At 38.8% G+C, this 14,843-nt stretch carries 23 protein-coding genes; all 23 read left to right on the plus strand.

Features of this window, described 5'->3' with window-relative positions; translation table 11 throughout:
• The 23 genes from rplN to C8P64_RS11950 all read left to right on the plus strand — a co-directional run bounded on the left by rplN (position 1) and on the right by C8P64_RS11950 (position 14,692).
• Positions 1-369 (plus strand): 50S ribosomal protein L14, encoded by a 369-nt coding sequence (gene rplN, locus C8P64_RS11840; RefSeq protein ID WP_026933550.1) that lies wholly within the window; start codon positions 1-3, stop codon positions 367-369.
• 12 nt (positions 370-381) lie between these two features.
• The gene (rplX, locus tag C8P64_RS11845) at positions 382-693 is read left to right on the plus strand and encodes a 50S ribosomal protein L24 (protein WP_108172304.1); all 312 of its coding nucleotides are present in this window, start codon (positions 382-384) and stop codon (positions 691-693) included.
• A gap of 2 nt (positions 694-695) precedes the next feature.
• Positions 696-1,247, plus strand: coding sequence for a 50S ribosomal protein L5 (gene rplE / locus C8P64_RS11850; protein ID WP_108172305.1), 552 nt, complete (start codon positions 696-698; stop codon positions 1,245-1,247).
• Between the two features lie 2 nt (positions 1,248-1,249).
• The gene (gene rpsN, locus C8P64_RS11855) at positions 1,250-1,519 is read left to right on the plus strand and encodes a 30S ribosomal protein S14 (protein WP_011710683.1); all 270 of its coding nucleotides are present in this window, start codon (positions 1,250-1,252) and stop codon (positions 1,517-1,519) included.
• A gap of 61 nt (positions 1,520-1,580) precedes the next feature.
• The gene (gene rpsH, locus C8P64_RS11860) at positions 1,581-1,979 is read left to right on the plus strand and encodes a 30S ribosomal protein S8 (protein WP_108172306.1); all 399 of its coding nucleotides are present in this window, start codon (positions 1,581-1,583) and stop codon (positions 1,977-1,979) included.
• A gap of 19 nt (positions 1,980-1,998) precedes the next feature.
• On the plus strand, positions 1,999-2,541 hold the full coding sequence (gene rplF / locus C8P64_RS11865; RefSeq protein WP_108172307.1) for a 50S ribosomal protein L6: 543 nt from the start codon (positions 1,999-2,001) through the stop codon (positions 2,539-2,541).
• Between the two features lie 12 nt (positions 2,542-2,553).
• On the plus strand, positions 2,554-2,910 hold the full coding sequence (rplR, locus tag C8P64_RS11870; protein ID WP_108172308.1) for a 50S ribosomal protein L18: 357 nt from the start codon (positions 2,554-2,556) through the stop codon (positions 2,908-2,910).
• Between the two features lie 6 nt (positions 2,911-2,916).
• A complete protein-coding gene (gene rpsE, locus C8P64_RS11875) occupies positions 2,917-3,441 on the plus strand; it encodes a 30S ribosomal protein S5 (protein WP_011710679.1) in 525 nt (174 codons plus the stop codon).
• Between the two features lie 13 nt (positions 3,442-3,454).
• Positions 3,455-3,637: a 50S ribosomal protein L30 gene (gene rpmD, locus C8P64_RS11880; RefSeq protein WP_208012724.1), complete on the plus strand. Its 183-nt coding sequence runs from the start codon at positions 3,455-3,457 to the stop codon at positions 3,635-3,637.
• A gap of 9 nt (positions 3,638-3,646) precedes the next feature.
• Positions 3,647-4,099 carry a 50S ribosomal protein L15 gene (rplO, locus tag C8P64_RS11885; protein WP_108172310.1) on the plus strand — a complete coding sequence of 151 codons (453 nt, stop codon included), beginning with the start codon at positions 3,647-3,649 and terminating at the stop codon, positions 4,097-4,099.
• Positions 4,100-4,110: 11 nt separating this feature from the next.
• Entirely contained in the window at positions 4,111-5,448 is a 1,338-nt protein-coding gene (gene secY, locus C8P64_RS11890; protein WP_108172311.1) for a preprotein translocase subunit SecY, read from the plus strand.
• A 2-nt stretch (positions 5,449-5,450) separates the two neighbouring features.
• The gene (infA, locus tag C8P64_RS11895; RefSeq protein WP_011710675.1) at positions 5,451-5,666 is read left to right on the plus strand and encodes a translation initiation factor IF-1; all 216 of its coding nucleotides are present in this window, start codon (positions 5,451-5,453) and stop codon (positions 5,664-5,666) included.
• A 117-nt stretch (positions 5,667-5,783) separates the two neighbouring features.
• Positions 5,784-5,900: a type B 50S ribosomal protein L36 gene (gene ykgO / locus C8P64_RS11900; RefSeq protein ID WP_010519235.1), complete on the plus strand. Its 117-nt coding sequence runs from the start codon at positions 5,784-5,786 to the stop codon at positions 5,898-5,900.
• Positions 5,901-5,902: 2 nt separating this feature from the next.
• Entirely contained in the window at positions 5,903-6,277 is a 375-nt protein-coding gene (rpsM, locus tag C8P64_RS11905; RefSeq protein WP_026933560.1) for a 30S ribosomal protein S13, read from the plus strand.
• Between the two features lie 8 nt (positions 6,278-6,285).
• The gene (gene rpsK, locus C8P64_RS11910; protein ID WP_108172312.1) at positions 6,286-6,690 is read left to right on the plus strand and encodes a 30S ribosomal protein S11; all 405 of its coding nucleotides are present in this window, start codon (positions 6,286-6,288) and stop codon (positions 6,688-6,690) included.
• An 83-nt stretch (positions 6,691-6,773) separates the two neighbouring features.
• Positions 6,774-7,379: a 30S ribosomal protein S4 gene (gene rpsD, locus C8P64_RS11915; RefSeq protein WP_108172313.1), complete on the plus strand. Its 606-nt coding sequence runs from the start codon at positions 6,774-6,776 to the stop codon at positions 7,377-7,379.
• Between the two features lie 22 nt (positions 7,380-7,401).
• Complete coding sequence (locus C8P64_RS11920; RefSeq protein WP_108172314.1) at positions 7,402-8,394, plus strand: DNA-directed RNA polymerase subunit alpha; 993 nt, start codon at positions 7,402-7,404, stop codon at positions 8,392-8,394.
• 96 nt (positions 8,395-8,490) lie between these two features.
• A complete protein-coding gene (gene rplQ, locus C8P64_RS11925; protein ID WP_108172315.1) occupies positions 8,491-9,033 on the plus strand; it encodes a 50S ribosomal protein L17 in 543 nt (180 codons plus the stop codon).
• Between the two features lie 115 nt (positions 9,034-9,148).
• A complete protein-coding gene (carA, locus tag C8P64_RS11930) occupies positions 9,149-10,261 on the plus strand; it encodes a glutamine-hydrolyzing carbamoyl-phosphate synthase small subunit (protein WP_108172316.1) in 1,113 nt (370 codons plus the stop codon).
• A gap of 129 nt (positions 10,262-10,390) precedes the next feature.
• Positions 10,391-10,921 (plus strand): hypothetical protein, encoded by a 531-nt coding sequence (locus C8P64_RS11935; RefSeq protein ID WP_108172317.1) that lies wholly within the window; start codon positions 10,391-10,393, stop codon positions 10,919-10,921.
• A 53-nt stretch (positions 10,922-10,974) separates the two neighbouring features.
• Positions 10,975-11,568, plus strand: a complete 594-nt coding sequence (locus tag C8P64_RS11940) for a hypothetical protein (RefSeq protein ID WP_146167220.1) — start codon at positions 10,975-10,977, stop codon at positions 11,566-11,568.
• Between the two features lie 137 nt (positions 11,569-11,705).
• Positions 11,706-12,995, plus strand: coding sequence for a phosphopyruvate hydratase (gene eno, locus C8P64_RS11945; RefSeq protein WP_108172319.1), 1,290 nt, complete (start codon positions 11,706-11,708; stop codon positions 12,993-12,995).
• Positions 12,996-13,150: 155 nt separating this feature from the next.
• Positions 13,151-14,692, plus strand: a complete 1,542-nt coding sequence (locus tag C8P64_RS11950) for a glycogen synthase (RefSeq protein WP_108172320.1) — start codon at positions 13,151-13,153, stop codon at positions 14,690-14,692.
• Positions 14,693-14,843 lie beyond the last annotated feature (151 nt).

Below are 14,843 nucleotides of genomic sequence, written 5' to 3' on the forward strand. Positions count from 1 at the left end.
ATGGTACAACAAGAGTCCAGACTAAAAGTAGCAGATAATACCGGAGCTAAAGAAGTTTTAGCTATCCGTGTATTAGGAGGTACAAAGAAAAGATACGCATCTGTTGGAGACAAGATCGTTGTCAGTGTAAAAGAAGCTACACCTAACGGGAACATCAAGAAGGGTGCAGTTTCAACAGCAGTTGTTGTTCGTACCAGGAAAGAAGTTCGCAGACCAGACGGATCTTATATCCGTTTCGATGACAACGCATGTGTGTTATTAGGTCCTCAGGGAGAAATGCGCGGTACCCGTGTATTTGGTCCTGTAGCTCGTGAACTTCGTGATAAGCAATTCATGAAGATTGTATCATTGGCACCAGAAGTGCTTTAATACATTAAGAAAATGACGAAGCTTAAGATAAAATCAGGAGATACCGTTCGTGTAATTGCCGGAGACCATAAAGGTCAGGAAGGTAAAGTGCAGAAGGTACTTATTGAAAAGAATAAAGCCATTGTGGAAGGGGTTAATATGATTTCTAAACATGAGAAGCCTAGTGCTTCTAATCCACAAGGTGGAATTAAGGAGAAAGAAGCTCCTATCCATATTTCTAACCTTGCACTAATCGACAAGAATGGTGAAACTACCAGAGTTGGTTACAAGGAAGAGGATGGAAAGAAGGTGAGATTTTCCAAAAAATCTAATGAAGTAATATAGTTATGGCATACGTACCAAGACTTAGACAGGAATATAACGAGAGAGTGAAAAATGCTCTTAAGGAAGAATTCAGCTACTCCAATATTATGGAGGTGCCAAAACTTACGAAAATAGTAATTAGCCGTGGAGTTGGTGGAGCAGTGGCAGATAAAAAACTTATCGATCACGCTGTAGACGAACTTACCGCGATCAGTGGTCAAAAAGCTGTGTCTACTATTTCGAAAAAGGATGTTGCATCGTTTAAGCTGCGTAAAGGAATGCCAATTGGTGCTAAAGTTACTTTACGTGGATATAGAATGTATGAATTCTTAGATAGACTTATTACTACCGCGTTACCGCGTGTACGTGATTTTAACGGAATCAAATCTAATGGATTTGATGGTAGAGGTAACTACAACTTAGGGATCACTGAGCAGATCATTTTCCCTGAGATCGATATTGATGCAGTAAATAGAATTGCTGGTATGGATATCACTTTTGTTACGACTGCTGAAACCGATAAGGAAGCAAAAGCATTGTTAACAGAACTAGGATTACCTTTTAAAAAGAACTAATTATGGCTAAAGAATCAATGAAAGCCCGTGAGGTAAAAAGACAGAAATTGGTAAAAAAGTATGCTGAAAAAAGAGCTGCGCTTAAAGAAGCCGGTGATTACGAAGGCCTACAGAAATTACCAAAGAACTCTTCTCCAGTTCGTTTACACAACAGATGTAAATTAACAGGTAGACCTAAAGGGTATATGAGACAATTTGGTCTTTCTCGAGTAATGTTCAGAGAAATGGCTAACCAGGGTCTTATTCCAGGGGTTAAGAAAGCAAGCTGGTAGAATTATAAATTGAATGAAGGTTCATAAAAAAGTTGAAAACCACATTCGCAAATTAAGATAAATGAATACAGATCCTATTGCAGATTATTTAACAAGAATCAGGAATGCTAATGCAGCAAACCACAGAGTAGTGGAAATTCCCGCTTCCAATGTTAAGAAAGAGATCACCAAGATATTATTCGATCAGGGATATATTCTTAGTTACAAGTTCGAAGATACTACCGCTCAGGGAACTATCAAGATCGCTCTTAAGTATGATAAACTAACTAAAGAGCCGGTAATTAAGAAAATTCAAAGAATAAGTAAACCTGGTTTACGTAAATACGCCGGATCAACTGAGATCCCAAGAATCCTTAACGGTCTTGGAATTGCTATCGTTTCTACGTCTCACGGAGTGATGACTGGAAAACAGGCAAAAGCTGAAAAAGTTGGTGGTGAGGTATTGTGCTACGTTTACTAATACTTAAAAGACTAAAGAAATGTCAAGAATAGGTAAAAGCCCAATTACGATTCCAGAAGGTGTGACAGTAGAGCACAAAGATGGTCTTGTAACGGTAAAAGGAAAATTAGGAGAACTTAAGCAGCTAGTAAATGACATCGATGTAAAAATCGAAGATAATGTTATTACTTTCGAGCGTTCTTCAGACAAAAGTGATCAGAAAGCTAAACATGGTTTATATCGTGCGTTAGTTAACAATATGATTGAGGGAGTTACAAACGGATATACTAAATCTCTTGAATTAGTAGGTGTAGGTTACCGTGCGAGCAACCAGGGTAATAAGTTAGACCTTGCGGTTGGTTATTCCCATAATATTGTACTAGATTTGGCTCCGGAAATTAAGGTGGAGACTATATCAGAAAAAGGTAAGAACCCTATCGTAAAGCTTACTTCTTATGATAAACAACTTGTAGGACAAGTTGCGGCGAAGATCCGTTCATTCAGAAAGCCTGAACCATACAAAGGAAAAGGTATTAAGTTTGTAGGAGAGCAATTGAGAAGAAAAGCAGGTAAATCAGCTTAATAAAGTTTAGTTATGGCAGTGTCAAAACAAGATAGAAGAAATAAAATCAGAAAACGTATCCGTAAGGATATCGTTGGAACAACAAGCCGTCCTAGATTATCTGTTTTTAGAAGTAATAGAGAAATTTATGCTCAGATCATCGACGACGTAGAAGGTAAGACCTTAGCTTCAGCTTCTTCAAGAGATAAAGAAATCGCTACTGCTTCTGCAGATAGAAAAGAGCAGGCTCAAATGGTTGGAAAAGCCATTGCAGAGAAAGCGAAGAAAGCCGGAATAGATACGATCTCTTTTGATAGAGGTGGTTATTTATATCACGGTAGAGTTAAATCATTAGCAGAAGGTGCTCGCGAAGGAGGACTAAAATTCTAGAAAATTATGTATCAAGATTATAAAAACGTAGAACATGTAAAACCAGGAGGTCTTGAATTAAAAGATCGTTTGGTTGGAGTACAACGTGTTACTAAGGTTACAAAAGGTGGTAGAGCATTTGGATTCTCTGCTATTGTTGTAGTTGGAGATGAGAATGGCGTAGTTGGACAGGGACTTGGAAAATCCAAGGAGGTTGCAGACGCTATCTCTAAAGCGGTAGAAGATGCTAAGAAAAATCTGGTACGCATTCCTTTGCATAAAGGAACTTTACCTCACGAACAAAAAGGTAAGTACGGTGGAGCAAGAGTAATGTTGCTTCCAGCTGCTGCCGGTACCGGTATTATTGCTGGTGGTGCGATTCGTGCGGTATTGGAATCTGTAGGAGTACATGATGTACTTTCTAAGAACCAGGGATCTTCGAACCCTCACAACGTGGTAAAAGCTACTTTTGATGCCTTACTACAATTAAGAAGCGCTGAAACTGTTGCAAAACAAAGAGGTGTTTCATTGGAAAAGGTTTTTAAAGGATAAATCAAGGAATAAGATGGGAAAGATAAAAGTCACAAAAGTAAAAAGTGCGATCAACCGCACGAAGAATCAAAAGCTTGTTCTTGAGTCATTAGGACTTAAAAGAATCGGGCAGACGGTTGAGCATGACGATACGCCAAACATCCTTGGTATGGTAAATAAAGTTAAACACTTAGTTTCTGTTGAAGAAACAAAATAATAATCTCTCATGGATTTAAGTAACTTAAAACCTGCAGAAGGTTCAGTTAGAAAAAATAGCAAGCGAATTGGTCGTGGTGAAGGATCTGGTAAAGGTGGAACCGCTACCAGAGGTCACAAAGGTGCCAAGTCACGTTCAGGTTATTCTAAAAAGATTGGTTTTGAAGGTGGGCAGATGCCACTTCAAAGACGTGTTCCAAAATTTGGATTCACTAACAGAAATCGTAAAGTATACCAGGGTATTAACCTTGATACTCTTCAGGCTCTTGTAGATGAAGGGAGAATTAAGGATACAGTGGATATGGACGTTTTAGCTGAAAACGGTCTTGCTGGAAGAAACGAGCTTGTTAAGATATTAGGTAGAGGTGAATTAAAGGCAAAGTTGAAAATATCTGTTCATAAATTTACGGCCTCAGCGAAAGAAGCTATCGAAGCTGCCGGAGGTGAAGTTGTTACTTTATAATAGATAATCAAATGAAATTCATCAATACGATTAAGAATATTTGGAAAATCGAGGAGCTAAAAAATAGAATTTTAGTTACCCTCGGTTTGCTTTTGGTATATCGTTTCGGTGCACAGGTTGTGCTTCCCGGAATTGATGCAGCTCAGCTTTCAAATCTGGCGAACCAAACAGACAGTGGTCTTCTAGGGCTTCTTAACGCTTTTACCGGAGGTGCGTTTTCTAACGCCTCCGTATTTGCATTAGGGATCATGCCTTACATCTCTGCTTCTATTGTGGTTCAATTGATGGGGATTGCAATTCCTTATCTTCAGAAACTTCAGAAAGAAGGAGAAAGCGGGCGTAAGAAGATTAATCAGATCACACGTTGGTTAACAATCGCAATTACCCTGGTACAGGGACCTGGTTATATTTATAACCTGTTCGCAACACTACCAGGAGAAGCGTTCCTATTAGGAGATAACATCACCTTTGTTGTTTCATCGGTAATTATCCTAACAACAGGAACCATTTTCGCGATGTGGCTGGGTGAGAAGATCACAGATAAGGGTATTGGTAACGGTATTTCATTATTGATTATGGTTGGTATTATCGCCACCCTGCCTCAAGCCTTTATTCAGGAATTCGCTTCAAGAGTATTTGAATCGAATGGTGGTCTGGTAATGATACTGATTGAATTAGTTATCTGGTTTGCCATCATTATGGCATCAGTTATGCTGGTTATGGCGGTGCGTCAAATTCCGGTGCAGTATGCCAGAAGATCTGCCTCAGGTGGATATGAAAAGAATGTTTTCGGATCAAGACAATACATTCCGTTAAAACTGAATGCTTCAGGAGTTATGCCTATCATCTTTGCTCAGGCAATTATGTTCATACCTGTTGCTGTAGCTGGTCTTTCAGATTCAGATACTGCTCAGGGAGTAACTGCTGCATTTCAGAATATATTCGGATTTTGGTATAATCTTGTGTTCGCTATATTGATAATAATATTTACTTATTTCTATACAGCGATCACTGTTCCAACAAATAAAATGGCTGATGATCTTAAAAGAAGCGGTGGATTTATTCCTGGGATTCGTCCGGGGACTGAAACTGCTGAATACTTAGATCGTATCATGTCTCAGATAACTCTTCCAGGATCTATATTCCTGGCGCTTATTGCAGTGTTCCCTGCGATAGTATTCTCTTTGCTGGGTGTACAGCAAGGTTGGGCGTTATTCTTTGGAGGTACCTCGCTTTTAATTATGGTTGGAGTTGCAATAGATACTATGCAGCAGGTAAATTCATACTTGTTGAATAGGCACTATGACGGACTAATGAAAACAGGTAAAAACAGAAAAGCAGTAGCGTAATTATGGCAAAGCAAGCAGCAATAGAACAGGATGGAACTATTATTGAAGCATTGTCTAATGCAATGTTTCGTGTAGAACTTGAAAATGGTCACGTAGTGACTGCCCATATCTCCGGGAAGATGCGTATGCATTACATTAAATTGTTGCCAGGAGATAAGGTAAAACTGGAAATGAGTCCTTACGATTTAACTAAGGCTCGAATAACTTACAGATACTAAAAAGTAATTTTCAGCCTTTTATAAATTTTTTATACTTTTGCACTCTGAAAAATTTATGACGGCTAAAAATTTCACAGAAAGAGTTAATGCTCTGCCTGTGAATAAAAAAGAGATAAGATGAAAGTTAGAGCATCAATAAAAAAGAGAAGTGCCGACTGCAAAATTGTACGCAGAAAAGGGCGCCTTTACGTAATTAACAAAAAGAATCCTAGATTTAAACAAAGACAAGGCTAATTATGGCAAGAATTGCAGGGGTAGATATTCCCAAACAAAAGCGAGGAGTTATAGCGTTGACCTATATCTTCGGAATTGGCAGAAGCAGGGCTCAAGAGATACTTGCACAGGCTAAAGTAGACGAAAGCAAGAAAGTTTCAGAATGGGACGATGAGGAGATCGGAAAGATCCGTGAAGCCGTTGGTCAGTTTACAATCGAAGGTGAGTTGCGTACTGAAGTTCAGATGAGCATCAAACGTCTTATGGACATTGGATGTTACAGAGGTATCCGTCACAGAGCTGGATTACCTTTAAGAGGTCAGAGAACCAAGAACAACTCCAGAACCAGAAAAGGAAGAAGAAAAACAGTTGCTAACAAGAAAAAAGCGACTAAATAGTAAGTAGTATGGCAAAGAAAGCAAATCAAAAGGCCGGTAAAACTCAGAAGAAACGTAAAGTGACCGTTGAAGCAAACGGGGAAGCTCACGTTACTGCTTCTTTCAACAACATCATTATTTCTCTTACCAACAAAAAGGGAGATGTTGTAGCATGGTCATCTGCAGGGAAGATGGGTTTTAGAGGATCTAAGAAAAATACTCCTTACGCTGCACAGCTAGCTGCTGAAGATGCTTCTAAAGTAGCTCACGAAGCTGGATTGCGTAAAGTAAAAGTATATGTAAAAGGTCCAGGAAACGGAAGAGAATCTGCAATTAGATCTATCCATAACAATGGTATAGAAGTGACTGAGATTATCGATGTAACTCCGCTTCCACACAACGGTTGTCGTCCACCAAAGAGACGTAGAGTTTAATTAATTTTATTAATAGGAGAGGATTTAGATTATCGAAGGACTAATGCCTTAATTCATAATCCCTTTCTAAAACAACAATAGTAATGGCAAGATATACTGGTCCAAAAACTAAAATAGCCCGTAAATTCGGTGAAGCTATTTTTGGAGACGACAAATCTTTCGAAAAAAGAAATTATCCTCCAGGACAGCACGGTAACAACCGTCGTCGTGGAAAAAAATCAGAATATGCAATCCAGTTAATGGAGAAGCAAAAAGCCAAGTATACTTATGGTATCCTTGAGCGTCAATTCCGCAATATGTTCGAAAAAGCAACCCGTGCCCAGGGAATTACTGGTGAGGTTCTTCTTCAACTTTGCGAATCCCGTTTAGATAACGTAGTGTACCGTATGGGAGTTGCTCCATCAAGAAGAGCTGCCCGTCAGTTAGTTGGTCACCGTCACATCACTGTAAACGGAGAATTAGTTAACATCCCTTCTTACCACCTTAAGGCTGGTGATGTTGTTGGTGTTAGAGAAAAATCTAAATCACTTGCTGTGATTCAGGAGTCATTATCAAATAACAGCAGTGTTTACGAATGGATTACCTGGAATTCAGAGAAGAAAGAAGGAACTTTCGTTTCAGTACCTGGAAGAGTCCAGATTCCTGAAAACATTAATGAACAATTTATAGTCGAATTATATTCGAAATAATAATTCACACAGAAGTCGAAATATGGCAATACTAAATTTTCAGAAGCCCGATAAAGTAATAATGATTGATTCAACCGATTTCGAAGGGAAATTTGAATTTCGCCCTTTGGAACCAGGTTACGGATTAACCGTTGGTAATGCTTTAAGACGAGTGCTTTTATCTTCTTTGGAAGGTTTCGCGATCACTTCAGTACGAATTGAAGGTGTAGATCACGAATTCTCAACCATCGCAGGTGTAGTGGAAGATGTAACCGAGATAATCCTTAACCTGAAACAGATCAGATTTAAAAGGCAGATCGATGAGATCGATAACGAATCGGTTACTATTTCAGTTTCGGGAGAAGAGCAGTTAACTGCCGGTCACTTCCAGAAATTCATTTCAGGTTTTCAAGTTCTTAATCCAGATCTAGTGATCTGTCATATGGACAAAAAAGTAAGCCTGAACATGGAAATTACTATCGAGAAAGGTAGAGGTTACGTTCCGGCTGAAGAAAACAAGAAAGCCAATGCTCCACTAGGCACAATATTCACAGATTCTATTTACACTCCTATAAAGAATGTAAAGTATAGTATCGAGAACTATCGTGTTGAGCAGAAGACTGACTATGAAAAACTGGTATTCGAAATTATCAGTGATGGTTCTATTCATCCAAAAGATGCATTGACCGAAGCAGCTAAGACGCTTATCCACCACTTCATGTTATTCTCTGATGAGAGAATCACTCTTGAAGCAGATGAGATCGCACAAACTGAAACTTATGATGAAGAATCTCTTCACATGAGACAGCTTCTTAAGACGAAGTTGGTAGATCTTGATCTTTCAGTGAGAGCTTTAAATTGTCTTAAAGCAGCTGAAGTTGATACTTTAGGAGACCTTGTTTCTTACAACAAAAATGATTTGATGAAGTTTAGAAACTTCGGTAAAAAATCTCTTACCGAACTTGAAGAGCTTGTAAGCAATAAAGGTTTAAACTTTGGTATGGACCTTTCAAAATATAAACTAGATAAAGACTAAGCTGGAAATTAATTTCGGCTGAAATTTAAAAATAAATAACCGTCATAATTTGCTCCTCAAAGTGAGTTGCAGCAAGATGATGAAATATAAAATGTCATGAGACACGGAAAGAAGACGAATCATTTAGGTAGACAAACTGCACATCGTAAGGCAATGCTTGCGAACATGGCATGTTCCCTAATTGAGCACAAGCGAATCAATACTACTGTCGCTAAAGCTAAAGCTCTTAAAGTATTTGTAGAGCCTCTAGTAACAAAATCTAAAGAAGATACTACGCATAACAGACGTATCGTATTTAGTAAGCTAAGAAGCAAGGAAGCAGTAAGTGAACTGTTTCGTGAGGTAGCTCCTAAAGTAGGAGATCGTCCAGGAGGTTATACCAGAGTTATTAAACTTGGTAGTCGTCTTGGTGATGCTGCAGAGATGGCGCTTGTAGAGCTTGTAGACTTCAACGAAACCTACAACGTAGGAGAGAAGCCTAAGAAGAAAAAATCTACTCGTCGTGCTGGTAAGAAGAAGACTGAAGATACAGCTTCTACTGCACAGCCTAAAGAAGCTTCTGCAAAAGAAACTAAAAAAGAAGAGCCAAAGGCTGAAGAGTCTAAGGCTGAAAAAAAGGACGATAAAAAAGAAGAATAGTAATGATTCTAATTACCGCCTAAATTTTAAAAGGATAAGCTTTAATAGTTTATCCTTTTTTTATACCCAGTAATTAATTGATTAAATTTGCCGCAACAGCAACTATAACACAACTATGAAATATCAGGCTAAACGTAAAGCGATCATTTTACTTGAAGACGGAACTATTTTTTATGGAAAAGCAGTTGGAAATAAAGAAGGAAGCGCCGTTGGAGAAGTTTGTTTCAACACCGGAATGACGGGATATCAGGAGATCTTCACAGATCCTTCCTATTTCGGCCAGTTAATGGTGACCACCAATGCCCATATTGGTAACTACGGAACCAATGAAGAAGAAAATGAATCTGATAAGGCTAAGATCGCCGGGCTTATTTGTAAGAACTTCAGTTACACCCACTCAAGACCTGCTGCAGATAGAAGCCTTGAAGACTTCCTGGAGGAGAGCAATATTTTTGCAATTTCAGATGTAGATACCCGTGCTTTGGTAACTTATATCCGTGAGAATGGAGCCATGAACGCAATAATTTCTACAGATGTGGAAAATATTGATGAGCTTAAAAAGGAGCTTGCAAAAGTACCGGATATGAACGGTCTGGAATTAGCTTCAAAAGTATCAACTAAGGAGCCTTATTTCTACGGAAATGAAGATGCAACTTATAAAATTGCTGCCCTGGATGTGGGAATCAAAACGAACATCCTGAGGAATCTTGCGCAAAGAGATGCTTATATTAAGGTTTTCCCTTATGATGCTACCTATGAGGAAATGAAAGAGTGGAATCCAGATGGATACTTCCTTTCTAATGGCCCTGGAGATCCACAACCTCTGGAAAGTGCGATCAACGTGACTAAAACCATTATCGAAAAGGATCATCCATTATTCGGAATTTGTCTGGGTCACCAGATCATTGCGATTGCTAATGGGATCAAAACATATAAGATGCACCACGGGCACAGAGGTATTAATCACCCGGTGAAGAATTTGCTTACCGGTAAAGGTGAGATCACTTCACAGAATCACGGGTTCTCTGTAGATAAAGAACAGACTGAGGCACATCCAGATGTAGAGGTAACTCACATTTGTTTGAATGACGGCACTGTAGGAGGATTGGCTATGAAAAGCAAGAATACCTTTTCTGTGCAATATCACCCGGAAGCTAGCCCAGGACCTCATGATGCAAGCTACCTGTTCGATGAGTTTATAGATAGAATCAAATCTGTAAAAGCTTAATACATTCAAAATATTCAAAATAAGAAGACCGGATTTATTCCGGTCTTTTTTATTACCCTTAGGGATAAAATAAAATTTGGGTTTATGGAATATTGGTTTAGCTTTGGTTCTTTATTAAAATCCCCCTGAATGAAACATTACCTAATTATTGCTTTTTTATTGATCAGCATTAAATCCTTATCCCAGGATATTAAAACAGAAAACCAGTTCTCCCTAAATTTATTGGCGCCTTCAGCTGAATATGAGTTTTCGGTTTCAGACAATTCTACTATAGATTTAGATCTTGGCGTAGGCTTCGCTTACCATTATTCTTCCATCACCGGTGAGAATTATGGTTTTTACCCGGGTTTCGAGGGACAGTACAGATATTATTACAATTTTGATAAAAGGGCAGATAAAGGAAAAAAGACCTCAGAGAATTCTGCGAACTACATTGCCGGTGTTGCATCTATCACTAGTGGAAAGCCAATTTTCGGAGATCTTGAGTATGAAAATGAGTATGGTGCTTTTATTGGTCCTGCCTGGGGATTACAGCGTGTTTATAATAGCGGGTTTAAATTGAACCTGAATTTAGGTCTTGGTCTTGGATTCAATGACGACGGAGATACTTACTTGAGACCATTATTCGGATTGAGTTTAGGATGGCTGGTCGCAAATTAATCTTCATATTAGCGCTCTTCTGCAGTGCTGTTTCTCTCGCGCAAAAACATCCCGTGATTTATGCCGGCGCAGAATACTATCGCGATAAGGGATTTGAAACTAATTCCTATGTCGGCCTGCAATTTGGGTCACAATTATTTCAATGGGGGTTTCTGGCTCCAGAAGTTGGGTTTGATGCCTATTTCGGTTCTCCGGCTGAAATGGAATTTAATTACATAGGTGAAGCTAATTCGATCCCTGAAGCTAAACTAAAGACTCAATTCTCATCTTATTTCTTTTCAATTACTCCTAAGCTGAAGTTTGGAAATGAAGAGGCAGCTTTAGTGATTTTGCCACAATACAATATTGGGAAAGTTAGTGCTCGCGGTGATTATCTTGTGTATAACGGAAATCTTTATGCGTTAGAGGACCGTGAAAAAGTATCCGGTAATCAATCCTTCTGGAGTATTGCCGTTGGGGTAGAAGGGCAGATATTTGACGTAGATCATCTTTGGTTTTCCTTGTTTCTGAAATATACTCTGCTTAATTCTGAAGAAATAATTGAAGAACTGGGCTTTCCAGATCAGAATTTTGATCCCGCCGGAGGCAGTTCAGACGGAATTGGCGTCGGTTTTCGTGTTTATTATGATCTCTTTTCCGCTTTATGATAAAAAGTTTCTAAACCGAAAACGTTTTAGTGTGTTTTAATGTTATAAATGCTTTAAAACTAAAGGTCTCAGTCGATTTTTAATCCTTGTATTTGTATCTTGCAGTTTGTTGAACTAACTAAAAAATTTAAGATAATATGAGCGCTATATTAGATATTCACGCACGTCAGATTTTTGATTCAAGAGGGAATCCTACTGTAGAAGTAGATGTATATACAGAAAATGGAATTATGGGTCGTGCTGCGGTTCCTTCGGGGGCATCAACAGGAGAACATGAGGCCGTTGAACTTCGTGATGGAGGTAAGGACTATATGGGAAAAGGAGTTCAGAAAGCGATTGAAAATGTAAACGGAGAGATCGCCGAGAAACTTTTAGGTTATTCTGTTTTCGAACAAAACCTCATAGATCAAATGATGATCGATCTTGATGGTACTCCGAATAAATCGAAATTAGGAGCGAACGCTATTCTAGGTGTTTCCCTGGCAGTAGCAAAAGCGGCGGCGAATGAATTAAATATGCCTCTTTACAGATATGTTGGCGGAGTAAGTGCGAATACTTTACCAGTGCCAATGATGAACATTATTAATGGTGGGTCTCACAGTGATGCTCCTATCGCTTTTCAGGAATTTATGATCATGCCAGTAATGGCTGAAAGTTTTTCTCATGCTTTGAAAATGGGAACAGAGATCTTCCATAATCTTAAAAAAGTACTTCACGATCGCGGTCTTAGTACTGCCGTAGGTGATGAAGGAGGTTTCGCTCCAACCCTTGACGGAACTGAAGATGCTTTGGATACTATTCTGAAAGCAATCGAAAAAGCTGGTTACAAACCAGGTAAGGAAGTGATGATCGCCCTAGATTGTGCTGCTGCGGAATTTTTCGTAGATGGAAAATATGACTACACTAAATTCGAAGGAGATAAAGGTAAAGTAAGAACCAGCCAGGAGCAGGCAGATTATCTTGCAGAACTAGCTTCGAAATATCCGATTATCTCTATTGAAGATGGTATGGATGAAAATGACTGGGAAGGCTGGAAAGCTGTTACAGATAAGATTGGTGATACAGTTCAGTTAGTAGGTGATGATCTATTTGTAACCAATGTTGAACGTTTAGGAAGAGGGATTAAAGAGAACATTGCAAATTCAATTTTGATCAAAGTAAACCAGATTGGTACTTTAACCGAAACTATCGCTGCGGTGAATATGGCACATAACGCCGGATATACTTCAGTAATGTCTCACCGTTCAGGTGAAACTGAAGATAATACCATTGCAGATCTTGCAGTTGCTTTGAATACTGGTCAGATCAAAACCGGTTCTGCATCTCGTAGTGATCGTATGGCTAAGTACAATCAATTAATAAGAATTGAAGAAGAATTAGGGCATGTAGCTTATTATCCTCAGGATAAAGCTTTCAAAATAAAATAGTCTCTAAATACTATAATTCTAAAGCCTCTTCGCAAGAAGGGGCTTTTTTTTTGGAGACAATACCGTATATCCTTTATATTAACAATCATTTAATCAATATCGCATTGATTCCTGTATCTTAATCACTAATTTCAAATTATTAACCAACCATACCATTGAATACCAATTTTTTATTTGTTGCTGCAGAGAATGATGGCATTCCACGCTGTAAGGCGGGAGGAATGGGAGATGTTGTAAGAGATGTTCCCAGGCAGATCGCTGCAAGAGGCGACCAGGCTAAGGTCATTACACCATCTTACTCCAGATTACATACCCAGGAAGCTGAAAAGATTGCCGATGTAAATTTCGTCTTTCGCGGCGTGCCTCATAATGGGGAGATTTACGAAGTGCCGGGGAAAAAACAAATTGAAGGAGTAAAGCATTATGTATTCCACCATCCAGATATTAAAGCTGGGGATATAGCTCATATTTATTTTAATGACCCAGACCAACCCTTTTATACAGATGCTAATGTATTTTCTCTTTTCTGTACGGGTATAGCCGCTGCGATTAGAGAAGGCGTATTCGGGAAGATCGATATTATTCACCTGCACGACTGGCATACCAGTATGCTGTTATTTCTTAGGGAATTCAATCCCAGGTTCAAGATCCTGAAAGATATTAGAATAGTTTATTCTATTCATAACCTCGCGATACAGGGTATCAGGCCTTTTGATAATAATTTTTCTTCTGTTCAGGCATTTTTTCCTGATGTGAATTATGACCGGGAAAAACTTTACGATCGTCGTTATCCAGATTGTATTAATCTTATGGCAGTTGGAATTCGTCTGGCAGATGCTGTGCATACGGTTTCACCTTCTTATATGGAGGATATTCAGAAACCCAGTGACCCTCCACATTTTATAGGTGGCGAAGGCCTCGAGGAGGATCTTAAAAAAGCGAGCGAGGAGAAGCGTTTATTCGGAATATTGAATGGGGCTAATTATACCAATATTACCCAGGTTGAAAAAGGCATTCTTCTTCGTCAGTGTGTAAGAAGATTGTTTAGGTGGTTGCAGGAAGAGAAAAAAGATTATAAGGCCCACTATCTGGCACACACTGGCGAAAAGATAACACGCTGGCAGGAACATAAGCCAGATTTTATTTGTAGCAGTGTAGCCAGGTTGACCGAACAAAAATTTTTCTTTTTCAGAGAAGATCCAGAATTATTACCAAGGCTGATGGAAAAGCTTTCCAAAGTAAATGGGGTTTATATTTTGCTGGGAACTGGCGCACCCGAATATGAATCGATTTTCAGGGAAGCCAGTTATAAATACAAGAATTTTATATTTATCAATGCGCAATCAGATAGCATCATAGATATGCTTTACCAGGACTCAGATCTTTATTTGATGCCGAGTCAGTTTGAGCCTTGTGGTATTAGCCAGATGCTGGCCATGAGAAACGGGCAGCCTTGCCTGGTTCATCATACCGGAGGTTTAAAAGATACCGTAGTGCATATGGAGACCGGTTTCAGTTTTGAAGGAGGAACAATAGGCGAGAAGACCAGTAATTTTGTTTCGGTATTTTCTGAAGCTGTCGATTTATTTTTCAATGATAAGAAGCAATGGAAGAAGATTTGTGCCAATGCTAAAAAGCAAAGATTTACCTGGGAGAAATCTGTAGATGAATATTATAAAGATCTATACCGAATTTAAAATCATGAGGTTTTCTGAAAGCCTTCACGTGCTAAAGAAGCTGTCTATTTCTATATAGAGACTTAATATTTTAAACAGGATTTTTTCCATATTCCAGTCTTTCTTATTAAAACTGCCTTAAGTTTTTGGTAGACTATAGTTAAAATTCACG

Source organism: Christiangramia gaetbulicola (assembly GCF_003054225.1).
Taxonomy (GTDB): Bacteria; Bacteroidota; Bacteroidia; order Flavobacteriales; family Flavobacteriaceae; genus Christiangramia; species Christiangramia gaetbulicola.

Coding starts and splice junctions, on each gene's coding strand:
- rplQ (WP_108172315.1), top strand. CDS start 8,491: ATGAGACACGGAAAGAAGACGAATCATTTAGGTAGACAAACTGCACAT.
- rpsH (WP_108172306.1), top strand. CDS start 1,581: ATGAATACAGATCCTATTGCAGATTATTTAACAAGAATCAGGAATGCT.
- eno (WP_108172319.1), top strand. CDS start 11,706: ATGAGCGCTATATTAGATATTCACGCACGTCAGATTTTTGATTCAAGA.
- rpmD (WP_208012724.1), top strand. CDS start 3,455: ATGGGAAAGATAAAAGTCACAAAAGTAAAAAGTGCGATCAACCGCACG.
- rpsK (WP_108172312.1), top strand. CDS start 6,286: ATGGCAAAGAAAGCAAATCAAAAGGCCGGTAAAACTCAGAAGAAACGT.
- rplX (WP_108172304.1), top strand. CDS start 382: ATGACGAAGCTTAAGATAAAATCAGGAGATACCGTTCGTGTAATTGCC.
- C8P64_RS11920 (WP_108172314.1), top strand. CDS start 7,402: ATGGCAATACTAAATTTTCAGAAGCCCGATAAAGTAATAATGATTGAT.
- rpsM (WP_026933560.1), top strand. CDS start 5,903: ATGGCAAGAATTGCAGGGGTAGATATTCCCAAACAAAAGCGAGGAGTT.
- infA (WP_011710675.1), top strand. CDS start 5,451: ATGGCAAAGCAAGCAGCAATAGAACAGGATGGAACTATTATTGAAGCA.
- rpsN (WP_011710683.1), top strand. CDS start 1,250: ATGGCTAAAGAATCAATGAAAGCCCGTGAGGTAAAAAGACAGAAATTG.
- rplE (WP_108172305.1), top strand. CDS start 696: ATGGCATACGTACCAAGACTTAGACAGGAATATAACGAGAGAGTGAAA.
- rplR (WP_108172308.1), top strand. CDS start 2,554: ATGGCAGTGTCAAAACAAGATAGAAGAAATAAAATCAGAAAACGTATC.
- C8P64_RS11935 (WP_108172317.1), top strand. CDS start 10,391: ATGAAACATTACCTAATTATTGCTTTTTTATTGATCAGCATTAAATCC.
- carA (WP_108172316.1), top strand. CDS start 9,149: ATGAAATATCAGGCTAAACGTAAAGCGATCATTTTACTTGAAGACGGA.
- rplF (WP_108172307.1), top strand. CDS start 1,999: ATGTCAAGAATAGGTAAAAGCCCAATTACGATTCCAGAAGGTGTGACA.
- rpsE (WP_011710679.1), top strand. CDS start 2,917: ATGTATCAAGATTATAAAAACGTAGAACATGTAAAACCAGGAGGTCTT.
- secY (WP_108172311.1), top strand. CDS start 4,111: ATGAAATTCATCAATACGATTAAGAATATTTGGAAAATCGAGGAGCTA.
- ykgO (WP_010519235.1), top strand. CDS start 5,784: ATGAAAGTTAGAGCATCAATAAAAAAGAGAAGTGCCGACTGCAAAATT.
- rplN (WP_026933550.1), top strand. CDS start 1: ATGGTACAACAAGAGTCCAGACTAAAAGTAGCAGATAATACCGGAGCT.
- rpsD (WP_108172313.1), top strand. CDS start 6,774: ATGGCAAGATATACTGGTCCAAAAACTAAAATAGCCCGTAAATTCGGT.
- rplO (WP_108172310.1), top strand. CDS start 3,647: ATGGATTTAAGTAACTTAAAACCTGCAGAAGGTTCAGTTAGAAAAAAT.